This is a genomic window from Myxococcus faecalis, from assembly GCF_050039385.1.
Classification (GTDB): domain Bacteria; phylum Myxococcota; class Myxococcia; order Myxococcales; family Myxococcaceae; genus Myxococcus; species Myxococcus fulvus.
Genome location: NZ_CP144336.1, coordinates 10,654,967 through 10,670,823, shown reverse-complemented (window position 1 = coordinate 10,670,823; position 15,857 = coordinate 10,654,967). Strand labels below are relative to the sequence as shown.

Below are 15,857 nucleotides of genomic sequence, written 5' to 3'. Positions count from 1 at the left end.
CGCACGTCAGACCCTTGAGCATACTGAACCGTCGTGCAGGCGTGCGTTCGGTGTGTCGGGTCCTGGCGAGGAGGCGAGATGAGCGCGGTGGCGGAGCAGCGCAGTGGCGGTGCGGTGGTCGAGCAGCTTCGCGAGCGCATCCGCCAGTTGCAGGCGGCGCCGCGCAGCTACCTGGCGGTGTTGCGCACGGGGATGGAGGCGGTGGACGCGCTGCTGCCCTCGGGCGGCTTCCCGCTGGGGCAGGCGGTGGAGCTGTGTGGTGAGGCGGCCACCGGCAGGACGAGCCTGGCGCTGAGCGCGGTGGCGTCCGCGCATAGGGAGGCGCGGCTGTGCGCGTGGGTGGATGGACCGCGCGAGCTGTATGCCCCGGCGGCGGCGGCGCAGGGCGTGGACCTGGAGCGGCTGCTGCTCGTGCGGCCCAAGGCGCCCGAGCAGCGGGTGTGGGCGGCGGTTCAGCTGGCCCGGAGTGGGGCCTTCGCGTGCGTGGTGCTCGACCTGACGCGAGGGGTGGGCGCGACGGGGAGGCCGCCGCGGGTGGGGCTGGCCGAGGCACGCAAGCTGGCGGACGCGGCGGAGCGTGGCGGCGGGCTGCTGCTGCTGCTGACCTCGCCGGAGGCTCCGGCGGATGGGGTGACGCGGCTGCGCACGGAGTCCCAGGGCGCGGAGGGCTGGGCGGTGGAGGTGGTGCGCAGCAGGCGCGGCGGCACGGGGACGCGGGCGGTGCTGCCGTGGAGCGCGCTGTACCCGGAGCTGGGGCTCGAGGAGGGGGGGCGGGTGCTGGACGTGGGGCCGGTGGACGCGGACGCGACGCCGGACTTCCTGCGGGAGACGCCGTGGGTGGCGCGCAACGGGCTGGGGCACCAGGGGCAGCGGTCCGGGCGGGATGGGGTGATGCCCTCGCTGCGGGTGGCGTCGGACGTGGCCTCGGCGGCGCACAACTGAGGGAGCCATGCGCAGGGCCTATCTGCATTTCACGCGCTTCCCGGTGCAGCGCAAGGTCATCGAGTGTCCGGAGCTGGCAGGCCGGCCCTTCGTGCTGGTGGAGGAGGCTCGCGGCCAGCGACGGGTGGTGGCGGCGTCCACGTCCGCGCTGAAGGCGGGCGTGCGGCCCGGGGTGACGCTCACCGCGGCGACGGCGCTGGAGCCGGGGCTGCGGCACTTCCCCTACCGGTTGGAGGAGGAGAAGCGGGCACTGGTGGCGCTGGGGGAGGCGCTGCTGAGCCTGGGGCCGGGCTTCCAGCTCTCCGCCCCAGATGGACTGTGGCTCGACGCGGGGGCCGCGCACCTGTCGGGAGGTGAAGCGGGGCTGTGCTCTCGGGCGTTGGCGTTGTGCGAGGGGCTGGGGTACCGGGCGCACGTGGTGGTGGCGTCGGAGGCGTTCACCTCGCGAGCGCTGGCGCGCTTCGGAGCGCGGCGGGTGGAGGTGGTGGCGCCGGGGGCGTCGGCCCAGGCGCTGGCGCCGTTGCCGTTGGCGGCGCTGGAGGGGCGGGAGTCCGCGCCGTTCTCCGCGTTGGGGCTGAGCACGTTGGGAGAGGTGGCCCAGCTGCCGCCGGGGGCGGTGGCGGCGCGGGGTGGGGTGATGGGGGCTCGGGCGCATGCGTGGTGTGGCGGGAGGGATGAGACGCCCTTCGTGGCGGAGGTGCTGGACGAGGTGCTGGAGGAGCGGCGGGTGTTGGAGTGGCCGGCGGAGTCGTTCGAGCCGTTGGGCTTCGCGCTGAAGACGTTGTTGGACCGGTTGGGGGCGCGGCTGGTGGGGAGGGGGCGGGCGGCGGTGCGCATCACCTTCACGTTGAAGCTGGACCCCACGGGGCAGCAGCGGGTGACGTTGTCGCTGGCGAGGCCCACGGCGGCGGCGAAGTTGTTGTTGGACCTGGCGCGGCACCGGCTGGAGGAGCTGCGGTTGGAGAACCCGGTGGCGGAGGTGTCCGCGCGGGTGGACGAGTTCTCCGAGGACCGGGGGCAGCAGCTCTCGTTGGGGGACGCGCCGGAGGGGGACGCGGCGCTGGAGGTGGTGTTGTCGCGGCTGGCGACGACGTTGGGAGAGGAGTCGCTGTGCTCGGCGGGGTTGGAGCCGGTGCATCGGCCGGAGGGCGCGCAGGGGACACGGGCGTTCCGCCCCCCCGAGGCTCGCAAGGGGTGGGGGGAGGCGCTGACGCCGGTGGAGCGGAGGGACGGTGGGCTGCGGGAGCGGCCGTCACGTTTGTTGGCGGAGCCCGCGTGGCTGGACGCGGAACTGGGGGATACCGGTCGGTTGCTCGCCGCGCGAGTCGGCGGACGGCGTCACCGGGTGACGGCGGTGACGGGCCCCGAGCGCCTGGGCGGCGAGTGGTGGGCCGAGACGCCCTTCCAGCGCGATTACTACCGGGTGCACTTCGAGGGACTGGGGCCCGCCTGGGTGTTCCAGGACATGCGCGACGGCCGCTTCTACCTGCAGGGGTTGTTCGACTGAAGTGTGCTCAGCGGGAAGGCAGCTCGCGGACGATGATGCCCGGGAGTCCCAGGTGTCGCAGGGCCTCTACGAATCGCTCCGTACCGATGATCATCGTGGCGAAGTTTCCCACTCGGAACAGGTCCTGCTCAGTGGGGAGTGAGTTCGCGTCGAGGATGGGCGCGTCGGGTAGATGAAGCGGAAGTCTTCCACAGGAAGGGCAGGGCGGAGGCAGATCTGGAGGGAGGCAGTCAGGATGCAGCCGTCCCCTGGGCTCGATTTGCAGCTCCAGGAACTCAGGGGGGGACTTCTGCCTCCAGCTCAGCGCTGTCCGACATCCGAGGAGTCCACGAAGGCCTCGTGCCTGGAGTTGTTCCAACGTGTCGTGGCGCAACATCAACAGATAGTCGCCCTGCCAGGTCAGCGGTCCCAGCTCTCCACGTGCTGTACCGACCATGGGTCCGAAGCTCGAGCCAGGAGGCAGCTCCGCCCCCTGGGGCGCCAAGGGGCGGATGCGCTCACGCAGTCGACGATATTCGGAGACGGACGTGGGCCAGGGGGCATGGAGACGCTGGCGCTCCTCCAGCGACGAGAGGTCCACGCAGGGGTAGTCGTGTCCGGAGCTGCTCCAGGTCGCGCCACAGTCCGTGCACTCGACGCCAGGAAGAGACCACGGGTGCGTGGCATTGAAGTCGCCTCGGTAGCGAGACGTCGCTGCTCGATCCTCGCGCAGCTCGAAGAAGCGGGTCATCCCTGGTCACTCTCGATGGGAGTAGTAAGGCCGGATGGGACCGCCGAGGAGCTGGAAGCGGTAGATGAGCTCTCCCGCATGCTTGAAGATCTCTTCCTTCGAAGGAGCGGGATTCTGCCTCCGGTAGTCACGCCATGCATTGTTCCAGGCTCCACCGCGATCGCCGCCTCGATGGATTCGTTGATGGAGGTCACGTGGAATGGAGAGCGTGTAGTCGTGGATGTTGAGGCCCCTGCCTCGAAACCATAACGCCAGGTCTTCGGCCTGCGGGAAGATGTGATGCTTCTCGAAGCGGCCCGGTGGAAGTTGGAGGCGAGGAGGCTCGCTCCCATACCAAGGGATGACGAAGACGGGCTCGTGCCCCCCTGTCGCGGCCGTGCTTCCGCCCCAGTTTCTTCGAGGGCCTCGTCCTGGAGCCGCGGATGCCGCGGGTGGACGGGCAGGAGGAAATCGCGCCAGCTCCGTCTCGGAGGGCAGGTCGTCGCAGCGAAAGAAATAGCAACGGTCGTCATCACAGCGCGGAGCGAGGCAGACGTCGTCTTCGTGCTCGGAGCATGCTTCCTCGGCTTCGCTCCAGGCAGGTGATGTGCCCGCCCCTGTCGTTGCACAACCGAGCCACGCCACACCGAGCAGTATGAGCTGTAAAACGAGGAACGCGCGCATACCCCGTGGATAGCACGACCCTGGTGGGCCACTTCATCCCCGTTTGCCCCGCCTGGCCCCTCCTAGTTATGCAAGGAGACCACCTCCTTGCCTCCCAGGCCTCGCCATGCGCGCCCTCTCACTCCTCCTGCTGTCGCTGCTCGCCACCGCGTGTTCCGCGCCGCAGGTCCGGCCTCCGGGGGCCATCCGCAAGGTGGTCGTCGTGATCGGCACGCGCGTGGACTCGCTGCCCGTGGCGACCTATCGCGAGGACATGCTGGGGGAAGGCAATCCACGATCCGTCCTCATCGGCCAGACGCAAGCGGTGCTGCGTGAGCGCGGCTTCGAGGTGGTCGGCTCGCGCATCTCCGACGCACCATCCCCCTCCACCGGCGAGGTCGTCGCCCTCATCCGCGAGAACAAGGCCGAGGCCGCCGTCATCGTCGTGCTCAACTGGGTGGACGTGTCCTCCATCCGCGCCATGGGCCGCGCCGAGGTCTTCCTGGAGGCGGGCCTCGTGTCGCCGAACGGCGACCTGCTGTGGCGCAAGGACTCCCGCACCGTCTCGTCCATCAGCATGTACCAGTCGCAGACGGACTACAGCTCCTACCTGCGCAAGGCCGTCATCGACGCCGTCAAGGAAGTGCCCTGAGCCCCCTCAGGGCTTCGGCTGGGGGCTCGCCAGCCGAAGGTGCTCGTGCACCGTCTCCGCGCGGAGGTAGAGGAACTGCGCGTCGCCGAACGCCAGCGTGTCCCCGTCGTTGAGCGTCACCTGCGCGCGGAAGCCCAGCGGCGCGCCGTTGATCCACGTGCCGTTCATCGACTGCGCGTCCCGCACCTGGAAGCCACCCGTGGTCGCGTTCCAGCGCAGCGTCGCGTGGTGCTGCGACACGGACGGGTCCGGCACCACCAGGTCGCAGTCCGAGCGCCCCACGGTGAGCTCCTCCCCATCCACCTTGGGGTTCAGGAAGTGCACCTCCAGGTTGTCGAAGTCGCGGAGCATCGCGAGCAGCCGCTCCGTCATGCGCGAGCGGTGCGCCATGCCCACCGTGCGAGCGCCCGTCAGCTGCTGGGCGACGTTCCGGAAGACGGGATCCACGGGCTGCTGGATGAGCGCCACCGGACCGGACGCGGCGCGGAAGGCCTCCAGCGAGGCCGAGGCGAAGGGACGGAGCTGGTTCACGGACACCATGCCTCCCACCCTACGTCCAAGCGGGGGCCACGGGAAGTCGTGTGACAGTGCCCGCCAGGCCCCCTCATCGCCACATCACCAGCATGGCTTCCGACCCGAGGGCATGAAACCCTCACGCTTCATGCGGGTCCTCGTCACGGGCGCAGCGGGCTTCATCGGTCACCACGTCAGCGCGAAGCTGCTCGCCCGAGGTGACACCGTCATCGGCGTGGACAACCTGGACCCGTCCGGAGACGTCGCCCTCAAGCGCGCCCGACTGGCCCGACTCCGCTCGCTTCCCGGCGCGGAGCGCTTCACCTGTCACGAGGCGGACATCACCGACGCTCCCGCGCTCGCGAGAATCTTCCAACGGGAGCACCCCGAGCGAATCGTCCATCTGGCCGCGCGGGTCGGCGTGCGAGAGGCCGGAGCCTCCGCTTCGTCCTACGTGGACGCGAACATCGTGGGCTGGCTCCAGCTCCTGGATCAGGGCCGCGCCGCGGGCGTCTCGCACCTGGTCTACGCGTCCTCCAGCTCCGTGTACGGCGCGGACACGCCGCCGCCCTTCCACGAGAGCGCCTCCGCCGACCATCCCCTCAATGTCTACTCCGCGACCAAGCGCGCCGGAGAGCTGCTGGCCCACACGTACAGCCACCTCCACGGCCTGCCCACCACGGGTCTGCGCTTCTTCACCGTGTACGGACCCTGGGGACGCCCGGACATGGCGCCGCTGCGCTTCCTGCGCGCCTTGAGAGCAGGGCGCCCCATCGACCTGTACGGCGAGGGACGCATGCTGCGCGACTTCACCTTCGTGGAGGACGTGGCGGAGGCGGTGCTGCGCGTCCTGGACCGTCCTCCCGTGGGGAGCCCTCCGTATCGACTGCTCAACGTGGGACGCGGGGAGCCCGTCTCCGTGCGGGACTTCGTCGCCGTGCTGGAGCGGCTCCTGGAGACCCGGGCCGTGCTGCGGCTCCTGCCCGCGCAGGCCGGGGAGATGGACTCGACCTGGGCGGACCCCGCGGCCCTGGAGCGCGAGACGGGCTTTCGCCCCCGCGTGTCCGTGGACGAAGGGCTCGCGGCGCTCGTGACCTGGGCGCGCGAGCACTCCGTCCCCTGAGCTAGCGTCCGTGCCTTCGTCACCCGGGCCGGCAGGTGGCCTGCTTCCCGCTCGAGGCTCCTGGTCCTCCAGGAGGAGTGTCGTCATGTCCCGCAATCATCGCGTGCGCTTGCGTCTCACCTTCTTCGCGCTGCTGCCTCTGCTCGGCGCCTGCTCGGACTCCCGCGAGCCTTGCGTCCGGGACTCCCAGGCGGCCTTCGCCCCCGTGGACTTTCTCGATGAGCACCTCCGGGCGCGGCGCGTCGACTGCGGTTTCCAGAGCAGCGTGAGCGATCTGGCCGTGGGGGCGGATGGCACCACCTGGCTCCGCCGCGGCGAGTACGAGGACCGGGGCGAGGACACCTTCTTCTTCCCGCCCGTCAAGCGCCTGTCGCAGGTGGACGCGGAGGGAGGGTGGCGGAGCGAGCTGTCGCTGCCGGACTTCGTCCACCACCATGTGGTTCATCCCAGCGGAGAGCTCACCGTCTTCGGCTGGGAGCGCGAGGAGGACCCGCTCGCCATCCAGGTGCGCCGCATCCGACCGGATGGAACCGTCGTCGCGCAGCGGCGCTTCACCCACGCGATTCCTCCGGAGGCGCGCATGGACTTCATCGCCCTGCCGAACGGCGCCCTGGGACGGGCGCAGCTCCCGGACTCCGAGCGCAACGCCGCCATCATGCTGGCGCGGGCGGATGGAGAGGAGGCCGTCCTCCTCCTGGCGCTCGACGGCATCCGTGTGGGGCGGCTCGACGCGCGCCTGGAGACCCTGTGGCTCAGCCCCGTGGCGCCCTCGGTGGCCCTGAAGGACTTCTCCACCTGGGAGCAGATGGAGGCCGTGGGCGCCCCCTGGGTCGGCTGGGGCCTGGACGTGGACGAGCAGCACCAGGTCCACGTCGCCACGCCGCTGATGGACCTCCAGCGGCGCGCCTACGAGGAGTCCTTCGAGCGCGAGCCCAGGGGCGCGACGGGACGCGCCTTCCTCCTGTCCTCCTTCTCGCCCACGGGCGCGTTCGTCTCCGCGCGCGCCGTGTCCGCGCCCGAGCCCCAGGAGATCGTCGGCCTGGTGGTGCGGGCCGGCACCTTCGCGCTCGGCGCCAGCGAGCGGGCGCTGGTGGGCGGCAGGACCCTCTCCCCGGACCTGTACTTCGCCTCCGGACGCCTCGACGGCGCCGCGGAGGACGACCTCGTGCGCGCCCTCGACGTCGAGCGCGACGACATGCCCGTGTCCTTCGTCGCCTGCGGTCAGGCGCGTTACTGCTTCGCGGGCGACACGGGCTTCGCGCAGGACTCCACGGACCCCGAGCAGCGCAAGAGCAAGGGCTTCCTGCTCACGGTGGACGCGAGCGGCCAGCAGCAGGGCCTGTTCCAGCTTCGGCGAGAAGAGGCCGTGCACGTCCTCATCGCCAGACAAGGCGTGGGGGACTCGGTGGTGTTCGCGTTCGGCATCGACGGCTCCCGGACCACGGGGGGGCCCGGGAGCCGCGCGAAGTCCAACGAGACGTGGGTCGGCATCCTCTCGCCGCCCTGAGGCTCACCCGCTCGTCACCTCCACCTGTCCGTGCTCCACGCGCCAGCACTCGCTGGTGCAGGCGCGCGCGAAGGTGGAGTCGTGGCTCACCAGCAGCAGCGCGCCGGGGTACTCGCGCAGGGCCGCCTCCAGTCGCTCGATGGAGGGCAGGTCCAGGTGGTTGGTGGGCTCGTCGAGCACCAGCGCCCAGGCGTGCTGACCCAGGCCCCGCGCGATGAGCAGCTTGCGCACCTCACCCGGGGACGGCTGCTCCGAGCCGAGCAGCCGCTCCGGGTCCACGCCGAGCGCGGCGACGAGGGACAGCACGCGGCCCTTCTCCTCGGGAGGCAGCGCGCGCACCGCGTCCAGGGTGGCCCGGGCCTCCTCGGCGCCCACGTCCTGCGGCAGGTACAGGATGCGCTCGCGCGGCACGCGGGTGTTCTCCAGCAGCGCGCGCACCAGGGTGCTCTTGCCCGCGCCATTGGGACCCTCGATTCGCACGCGCGCCTCGCGGCCCACCGACAGCTTCACCGGACCCAGCAGCGGCACGTCCCCCACGCGCAGCTCCGGCACGTCCAGCGTGATGAGCCACGGGTTGGGCGAGCGCACGTAGTCGACGAAGACGGAGCGGCCCATCGTCTTGTCCGCGTGGAACTCGCCCACCGCGTCGCTGACCCGCTCCAGCTCCCGGCGGAGGATGCCCACGCGGCGGCCCGCATGGTTCTCTGCCCAGCCCGCGACGACGGACGCGCCCATGGAGCGCGCGTCGTTGTCGTTCTTGTCCTTGAGCCGCTTGCGGGTGCTGCGCGCCGCGTCCGCGGAGGCCTGCTCGCGCCGGGCCTGGTCCAGCATCCGGGCCGTGCGCTTCTGCTCCGCTCTGGCCTGCTGATAGGCGCCCAGCTCGGCTTCACGCTCGGCCTCCCAGTGCTGCTTCGCCGCCAGGTAGGCCCCGGGCCACAGCCGCGCGTCGCCGCCGTGCACGCGCAAGGTGTTCGTGGTGAGTGACTCGAGCAGCGGCCGGTCATGTGACACCACCACGCCCACGCCCTTGAAGCGCTTGAGCGCGGAGACGAGCCAGGCCCGGGCCTCGGCGTCCAGGTGGTTGGTGGGCTCGTCGAGCAGCAGCACGTGCGGCTCGGCCGCGAGCGCCGCGCCCACCTGCCAGCGCTTGCGCTCTCCCGGTGACAGCGTGGACCAGCGCTCCAGCGCGGAGACGTCCAGGCCCAGCTGTCCATGCAGCCGCCGCGCGAGCGAGTCCCACGACTCGGCGAACTCGGTGATGTCGGGCGTGAGCGCCTCGACCTCCTGACGGCACAGCCGCAGGGTGGGGGAGGGCGGCTCGAACTGGAGATGCCCCTCGGTGGGCGTCAGCTCTCCGGCCAGCAGGCGGAGGAGCGTGGACTTGCCCGCGCCATTGGCGCCCACCAGGCCCGTCCAGCCCGCGGGCAGGTGGAAGTCGACTTCGGCGAGGACGGTGACAGCGTCGGAATAGGCGTACGACACGCGATGCGCGCGGAGGGATGACATATGAGGCGAACTCCTGAATCCAGGGCGCGAGCACGCACGAGGCGGCTCAGCGCGATGACGACTCGAACGACCTGGGACTCAGCGGTTCTGCCTCAAGGGTGAATCGACCTCGCGTAGGGAGGGGTTGTCAGGCCCTCCGGTGGATGCGTGCCTTCAATCTATGACGCTCGCCGGGGTGGATTGCAACCCCGACGTGCCCGCCGTCCAGCTCCGACGGCGGGCGTGAAGCCTTCCAGACAGCGGCGGCTACTCGTCCTGCTCGGTGGGCGGGCGAGGGCGCCGAGGCGGCACGGCGGGGACGCCGGCGAGCGTGGCGGACTCGGAGAGCACGTTGCCCCGGGCAATCGCCTGCGCGCTGAGGGCCGCGGCGGTGGGCACCTGCCGCTGCGCGGGGACCTTCGCCTTGGCGGCCTCCTCGTCCTTGAAGAAGACCTCCTTGAGCGCGGAGACGGCGCCGAGCGTGGCGGTGGCCTCGTAGGGGATGAACATCTTGTTGTCCCCCTTGCTCATCTCCTGGAGGGTCTCCATGTAGCGCAGCGCGAGCACCTCGGGGGTGGCGCGGCCGTTGTGGATGGCCTCGAAGGTGAGGCGCGTGGCCTCCGCCTTGCCCTCGGCCTCCAGCATGGTGGCGCGCTTGTGGCCCTCGGCGCGGGCGATCTCCGCGTCGCGCTCGGCCTCCGCGCGCAGGATTCGGGAGATCTTCTCGCCCTCGGCCTGGAGGATGGCGGCGGCCTTGTCGCCCTCGGCCTTGGTCACCTCGGCGCGGCGCTCGCGCTCGGCGGTCATCTGCTTGGCCATGGCGGACTTGATGGCCTGGGGCGGCTCGATCTCACGCAGCTCCACGCGCGTCACCTTCACGCCCCACTTCTCCGTGGCCTCGTCCAGCACCATGCGCAGGCGCGTGTTCACCGTCTCGCGGCTGGTCAGCGTCTGGTCCAGCGTCAGGCCGCCCATGACGTTGCGCAGGTTCGTCATGGTGAGCTGCTCGATCGCCAGCGCCAGGTTCTCCACCTGGTACAGCGCCTTCGCGGGGTCGACGATCTGGTAGTAGATGACCGAGCCGACCTCCATGTTGACGTTGTCGTGGGTGATGACCTGCACCGTCTCGAAGCCCATGACCTGCTCGCGCAGGTCCACCATGGTGCTGCGCATGTAGCGGTTGCCCGTGCGCATCTCGATGGGGCGGGGGCTGTCGATGAACGGGATGAGGATGTTCAGCCCGCTGGTGGCCACGTCGTGGAACTTGCCCAGACGCTCCACCACCATGACCTTGGCCTGGGGAACGATGCGCACGCAGGTGTAGAGCAGGAAGCCCAGCGCGCCCACCACGGCGAGTAGAAGTACGACCGTCCCTGCGTCCATCAGCGCTTCTCCTGGTTCTGTTCCCCGGGGGGAACCGATGACAGCGTCGCCGAGGGGCGGCGCACCCAAAGCTTGAGTCCTTCGACCTGCTCCACGGTGACCAGCTCGCCCGCGAGGATGGCGCCCGTCAGCGAGCGGGCCATCCACAGCTCGCCGTTGATGCGCACCGTGCCCCCGTGGGGCGCGTCGATGGCCTCCGTCACCACGGCCTCCTGACCGACCATGGCCTCGATGCCCGTCTTCAAGTGCGAGGCATCCCGCATGAAAACGTTCTTGAACAGGGTGCGCGAGGCGGTGATCAACCCGATGGCCACGGCGCTGAAGAGCCCGAACTGGACGATGAAGGTCAGCCCCAGGCCCGCGGCGAGCGAGGCGACGAGCGCCCCGGCCGAGAACCACACGAGCCCGAAGCCGGTCAGCTTCAGCTCCAGCACCCCGAAGACGAGGGCGGCGGCGACCCAGAGCTGCCATGCGGAGGGGAACAGGTCCATGAAGGTCTCTTTGTCAGTCGATTCCCCTCCCTGTCAAACGGGGGTCGGCCGGGACGAAAGCGTCCTTCAGGACTGAGAGGGCCAAAGGCGCCGCGTCCCCTCAACGCCGGACCTTTCCAGGCTATTTCACCCGGAACAGCTCCCGCGTCTCGACGATGGGCTGATAGCCGCCGACGGTCCGGGTGAAGAGCAGTCGCTGGGGGACGCCCGTGCTGTCGCAGTCCAGGGCCTCCAGGGCGAGTGTCTCCTTGAAGACGAGCGTGTGCTGGAGGGGTTTGGAGTGGGAGGTGGTCTTCTCGATTCCGACGGTGCGGGGTGGCTCCTGGGGGCGGACGGGGTAGGACTTGGCGGGGCGGCGGGTGACGATGAACTCCACCTTGGCGGGGGAGCGCTCCAGGTCGAGCACGTAGTCGCTGGTGTCCCTGTGGCTGGGGCCCGCGGTGTCCGGGGTCAGGCTGTCGAACTGCACGTGGGTGTCCGCCCAGTAGGCGCCCCGCTCATCGCGGTGGAAGCGCACGGTGAGCGTGTAGTTGTTCTTGAGCAGGGCGTCATTGGCCATGCGGACCAGCGGGTCCTTGAGCTGCGCGTCGGTGAGGGGTGTCTGCCATTCCTTGAACACGCGCCCCTTGTAGGTGCCCAGGTACAGCTCGCGGTTGACGCCACAGGGGGCGGGCTTGCGGGAGGCGTAGCGCGTTTCCGCGCCCTGGCCCGGCGACGGGAACAGCAGGGCGGACGCGAGGATGAACAGGAAGGGAAGGGCGAAGCGGTTGAGGCCGTGCGACGACATGGGTCCTCCTCGTCGGGAGATGACGGGGCGACATGGGCCGATGCCGCCCTCCGGAGCGACTCGCGCCAGGAATGGGGCGAGAGCCGAGCGGACGACGACGGTAGGCACCGCGCACGGGCGTGACAGGGATTCTCAGGAGTCGAGCGTTGCTGCGCGGACAGCCTCGCGGGGTGTGGCGCGCGCGTGTCCGAGGTCGAACGAGGACCTCGGACGAAGGGCTGTCTGGAAACGTCGTGGCTACGGGCTCAGGGTCATGAAGAGCTCGGCGACGCCGTCCACGACCTGCGGGTGGTCCTGGGGCTCCGCGCGGAAGCCACACTTCTTTAGGACGCGGACGGAGCCGACGTTGTGGACGGCGACGCACGCGTGCAGCGGACGTGTCGGCTCCACCGTCAGGAACTCCGAGAGCGCGCGGGTCGCGATGCCCCGGCCCCAGTGCTCCCTGCCAATCCAATAGGCGATGAGCCGCTCGCCGTTCTGCTCCCAGCTGCTGATGTACCCGGCGACCTGTCCGTCGACGACGATGGTGCGGGTGACGTTCTCGGGGCGGAGGACCTTCGTGCGCCAGTGCGTCATGAAGGCCTCGCGCTCCCGGGACGGGAAGGCGGCCATGTGCAGCGCGACCGGGTCGCGTTGGTGCTCGAAGAAGAGGGGGAGGTCTTCGTCCGTGACGTTGCGCAGGTGCATCAAGAGGGTCCAGCCTCCACGAGTCGGGTGTCGCGGCGAGTGTAGCTCGCGGCCCCGCTCGCGATGACTGGAATGCAAGGTGGGGGAGGGCGGCCCGATCGCGACCGCCCTCACGTCCTCATCGGCCCGAGGGGAGCGTCCCCGCCTTCAGGCTGCTCTGGTAGTCCACCTGCCACCGCGCGGGGAGCCGCGCGAGCAGCTCCGCCGTCAGCGCCGCCCGGTCCTTGAACTCGTAGGCGCGCTGCATGGTGACGTCGCCGACCAGGAAGCCGTTGGCGTACAGCGTGCTGCCCTTGGCCTCGCGCTTCTCCTGGAGCGAGCTCCGGTCGAGCTTCAGGTTGTGCACGGCACCCGCGAACATCTCGCGGTCCGCCTTCACCAGGGTGGAGATGCCCGAGTCGGTGAGGACGCGGTTGCCGACCTTCAGCTCCTCCGCCCACACCACCCCGCGGTCCGGCGTCATCACCGGGTGGGTGCCCGTCAAGAGCAGGTCATGGCCCACGTCGTCGCGGAGGCGGACCATCTCGATGCTCTCGGTGCCCACCGTCGTGTCCGCCACACGCAGCGCCTGGCCCGAGCCGTCCGTCACCACGCGGGCTCCCTGGGCGATGCGCTCGATGGGGGCGCTCTTTCCTCCCGCGAGCTTCACCTGGGTGCCCGCCGCCAGACAGCTGTAGGAGATCTGGATCTTCGGCATGCACACCATGCTCGGCGTGAAGGTGGGCGACGAGGAGAACTGCTTGGTGACCTGCGTGGGCCTCCCCAGGCGGTTCATGGTCACGTCGATGCTCATGAACAGGTCCACGTCCTCGTAGGGCTGGAAGAAGACCCCGGTGAAGACGCCCTGGTTCTGGGGGATGTCCCACTGCACCTGCCGTGGGTCCGAGGGGTTGATGGTCAGCCAGTTGAAGAAGGTACCGAAGGCCATCTCCCGAGGACCACCGCTCTCCTCGACGAGCTTGGCGTACGTGCCCGGCGTGTTGTTGATGCTCGTCACCGGGAAGGGGAAGGTCATCGTCCCCTTCAGCGGAATCTGCACCTGCTGGAAGTTGACCAGCGGGTAGTCACAATCGCCGTTGTTGCGCTGCAGGCAGATGGTGACGATGTTGTCCGGCCTCGCGGCGGGTGCCAGGTCCCTGGGGTGGATGATGTCGCAGCCCGGCGACGGCGAGACAGTGGCCGACTTGTAGAGGACGTACTCCTGGCCACCGAAAGAGACCAGGCTGGCCGAGTCGACATAGAGCAGCGGATCCCGGGGCAGCGGGAGCACTCCCGTGGCGCGGGCCCACAGCTTGCGCCCATCGGCATAGACCTCGCCCCATCCATAGTCAGACACCTGGTTCTGCTGGGTCTCGTCCCAGACCACCACGTCCAGGAAGCTGTAGTCCGCGCCTCCCTGCACGGTGGAGAACGCCGTCGCCTCGAAAGTCCTCCCGTCCGGCCCGACGATGACCTTGCCGATCAAGTGGTCCCTGGGGGCCTCCGCGGAGACCTGGGCGCTCACGCCCTGCCTGCGCGCGGCGTGACGCTCGCGCACCGACTGGAGCATGGCGAAGAACTGGGGATACTTCTCCGGGGTCTTTCCCGCGGCCGCTACCCGGGCGCGGAGGAAGCGGTACTGGGCCTCGTCGGACAGGTCCAGCGCGACGACACCACCGTGCCTCGCGGCCAGTGCTCGCACCTGGGACAGGTCTCCGGGGCGCAGCTCGTTCGAGCCCGGCGCCTCGGTGGGGCTCTGCCCGGAGTCCTGGGGAGTCTCCTTCTGGCATCCAGCCAGGGCGAGGCTCACGGTGAGCAGCAACGACAAGGGAGCAGCATGTCTGCAAAGACGTCGTGACATGGTCTACCTCTGGGGGTGGGACTGCGGTGAGATCGGCCGTGCCAGTGCACGCGTGTCCGTCCCTGGGGAGGAACGTGGGGCGAATGACAGGGATTGGCAAAGGCATATCAAGAGTTGTTATTCATTGATATCCGTCAGGGTCCCGCAAGGTTCCGAACAAAACAAAGACATCGATTGGAGGCATGGAAGGGCGAGGAGGCCTGGTGGTTTCCCACGAGGCGACATGGGGGTTTCCACGGTGGGACAGCTCGGTGATAAGCGTCCCCCATGTCGAAGATCCTCATGGCGGCCCACCCCACGGCGGGCCACACCAACGCCCTGCGCGCCATGGGCGTGCGGCTGCGCGAGCTGGGGCACGACGTCGCGATGGCGCTCGCCGCGCCGCCGCTCCCTTTCTCGAACCTCTGGCCGGAGCCCCTGCGCGTGGCGACGACGCTGCCCCAGGCCATCCAGCGCGACGGCCTGCGGCTCATCCGGCTCCAGCCCGCACCCGCCATGCTCTGGTACGGCGCCCGTATTCCGCACGCTCGGGGCGTCGACGAGCTGGCCCTGGCGCTGCGTCTGTTCACCGCCGGGATGAAGTCGCAGGCCCGCCACCTCGCCCGGGAAATCGAGGCGTCCGGCATCGACGTGGTGCTCGGCGACTACCTCATGCCCGCGGCGCTGCTCGCGGCCCGGCTGACGAGGCGGCCCTACGCGGCGTTCTACCACTCCGCGCTGCCTTTCCCCGTGGAGGGTGCGTCTCCCTTCGGCAGCGGCCTGCCGGACGACGCGCCTCGCGACGAGACCTGGGCGCGCGCGGAGCAGGCCACCCAGGCGCTCGGCGCGTGGTTCGATGCCCGGGTCGCCAGGGATGCGCGCGCGTTGGGCGTGCGCCTGCGCCCTGGCGGTTTGCTCTCCGCGCCCATCTCCGACGACCTCAACCTGCTGGCCACCCTTCCGGAGCTGGAGCCCGGGCTGAAGCCGCTCACGGGGCCCGTGGAGATGACCGGCCCCTGTCTTCCCCGGGCGCGGGACGCGGACCAGGACGACCCCGCGCTGCGCTCCCTCCAGCCCGGACGTCGCCACGTGTACGTGTCGCTGGGGACGGTGTTCAACGGCCAGCCCCGCGTGTTCGACGCCATCCTCGACGGACTGGCGCGACACGAAGTCCACACCGTCGTCAGCGCGGGCGCCAGCTTCGGGCGGCTGGAGCGACGCGCGGGCCCGCGCACGCTCGTGTTCCGTCAGGTGCCCCAGGTGCCCCTGCTGCGGCGCGTGGACTTGGTGGTGACACACGGCGGGAACAACACCGTCCAGGAGTCGCTCGCCGCGGGTCGCCCCATGGTGGTGATTCCCTTCGGTGGGGATCAGCTCGCGAATGCGCGCCGCGTGGAGCGGCTCGGCGTGGGGAGCGTGGTGCTTCCCTCGGCGCTGGAGGCCTCCTCCGTCGCGAGCGCGCTCTCCCGGCTCCTGGAGTCCGCCGTCACGACCCGGGCCCGCGCGCTCGCGTCCTCGCTGGAGGGCGTGGACGGAACCGAGCGCGCGGTGCAAGCGGTGCTGCGACTGTCGAAGTGAGCGCGGTGGCG

At 70.2% G+C, this 15,857-nt stretch carries 15 protein-coding genes; 6 read left to right on the top strand and 9 right to left on the bottom strand.

All coding sequences use genetic code 11. The annotated features are described in order from the left end of the window. Positions 1-78 precede the first annotated feature (78 nt). Entirely contained in the window at positions 79-942 is an 864-nt protein-coding gene (locus tag VZQ01_RS42295; RefSeq protein WP_223748773.1) for an ImuA family protein, read from the top strand. A 7-nt stretch (positions 943-949) separates the two neighbouring features. Further along, positions 950-2,449, top strand: a complete 1,500-nt coding sequence (locus VZQ01_RS42290; RefSeq protein ID WP_223748772.1) for a Y-family DNA polymerase — start codon at positions 950-952, stop codon at positions 2,447-2,449. Positions 2,450-2,456: 7 nt separating this feature from the next. Here VZQ01_RS42290 and sitI6 read toward each other — a convergent pair whose 3' ends face one another. Both sitI6 and sitA6 read right to left on the bottom strand, forming a co-directional pair. Continuing rightward, positions 2,457-3,179 (bottom strand): SitI6 family double-CXXCG motif immunity protein, encoded by a 723-nt coding sequence (sitI6, locus tag VZQ01_RS42285; RefSeq protein ID WP_426746488.1) that lies wholly within the window; start codon positions 3,177-3,179, stop codon positions 2,457-2,459. A gap of 6 nt (positions 3,180-3,185) precedes the next feature. Further along, positions 3,186-3,842 carry a SitA6 family polymorphic toxin lipoprotein gene (gene sitA6, locus VZQ01_RS42280; protein WP_141332673.1) on the bottom strand — a complete coding sequence of 219 codons (657 nt, stop codon included), beginning with the start codon at positions 3,840-3,842 and terminating at the stop codon, positions 3,186-3,188. Positions 3,843-3,948: 106 nt separating this feature from the next. On the opposite strand from sitA6, the gene VZQ01_RS42275 reads away from it, so the two are divergent. After that, a complete protein-coding gene (locus VZQ01_RS42275; RefSeq protein WP_141332672.1) occupies positions 3,949-4,473 on the top strand; it encodes a hypothetical protein in 525 nt (174 codons plus the stop codon). 6 nt (positions 4,474-4,479) lie between these two features. On the opposite strand, the gene VZQ01_RS42270 is transcribed toward VZQ01_RS42275, so the two are convergent. Further along, positions 4,480-5,013: an FHA domain-containing protein gene (locus tag VZQ01_RS42270; protein ID WP_046713622.1), complete on the bottom strand. Its 534-nt coding sequence runs from the start codon at positions 5,011-5,013 to the stop codon at positions 4,480-4,482. A 121-nt stretch (positions 5,014-5,134) separates the two neighbouring features. Between VZQ01_RS42270 and VZQ01_RS42265 the strand changes: the two genes are divergently transcribed. Continuing rightward, the gene (locus VZQ01_RS42265) at positions 5,135-6,109 is read left to right on the top strand and encodes an NAD-dependent epimerase/dehydratase family protein (RefSeq protein WP_426749035.1); all 975 of its coding nucleotides are present in this window, start codon (positions 5,135-5,137) and stop codon (positions 6,107-6,109) included. 85 nt (positions 6,110-6,194) lie between these two features. Next, on the top strand, positions 6,195-7,616 hold the full coding sequence (locus VZQ01_RS42260; RefSeq protein ID WP_426746486.1) for a hypothetical protein: 1,422 nt from the start codon (positions 6,195-6,197) through the stop codon (positions 7,614-7,616). Between the two features lie 3 nt (positions 7,617-7,619). On the opposite strand, the gene VZQ01_RS42255 is transcribed toward VZQ01_RS42260, so the two are convergent. From VZQ01_RS42255 to VZQ01_RS42230, 6 genes are all read right to left on the bottom strand, one after another. Then, a complete protein-coding gene (locus VZQ01_RS42255) occupies positions 7,620-9,122 on the bottom strand; it encodes an ATP-binding cassette domain-containing protein (RefSeq protein WP_426746485.1) in 1,503 nt (500 codons plus the stop codon). A 246-nt stretch (positions 9,123-9,368) separates the two neighbouring features. Continuing rightward, positions 9,369-10,484, bottom strand: a complete 1,116-nt coding sequence (locus tag VZQ01_RS42250; protein ID WP_223748769.1) for an SPFH domain-containing protein — start codon at positions 10,482-10,484, stop codon at positions 9,369-9,371. Then, a complete protein-coding gene (locus tag VZQ01_RS42245; RefSeq protein ID WP_426746484.1) occupies positions 10,484-10,975 on the bottom strand; it encodes an NfeD family protein in 492 nt (163 codons plus the stop codon). The genes VZQ01_RS42250 and VZQ01_RS42245 overlap by 1 nt, the downstream gene beginning before the upstream one ends. A 121-nt stretch (positions 10,976-11,096) precedes the next feature. After that, a complete protein-coding gene (locus tag VZQ01_RS42240) occupies positions 11,097-11,762 on the bottom strand; it encodes a hypothetical protein (protein ID WP_223748767.1) in 666 nt (221 codons plus the stop codon). Between the two features lie 237 nt (positions 11,763-11,999). Further along, on the bottom strand, positions 12,000-12,449 hold the full coding sequence (locus tag VZQ01_RS42235) for a GNAT family N-acetyltransferase (protein ID WP_223748784.1): 450 nt from the start codon (positions 12,447-12,449) through the stop codon (positions 12,000-12,002). A gap of 118 nt (positions 12,450-12,567) precedes the next feature. Then, positions 12,568-14,289: a Hint domain-containing protein gene (locus VZQ01_RS42230; protein WP_426746483.1), complete on the bottom strand. Its 1,722-nt coding sequence runs from the start codon at positions 14,287-14,289 to the stop codon at positions 12,568-12,570. 267 nt (positions 14,290-14,556) lie between these two features. Between VZQ01_RS42230 and VZQ01_RS42225 the strand changes: the two genes are divergently transcribed. Beyond that, positions 14,557-15,846: a glycosyltransferase gene (locus tag VZQ01_RS42225; RefSeq protein ID WP_426746482.1), complete on the top strand. Its 1,290-nt coding sequence runs from the start codon at positions 14,557-14,559 to the stop codon at positions 15,844-15,846. Positions 15,847-15,857 lie beyond the last annotated feature (11 nt).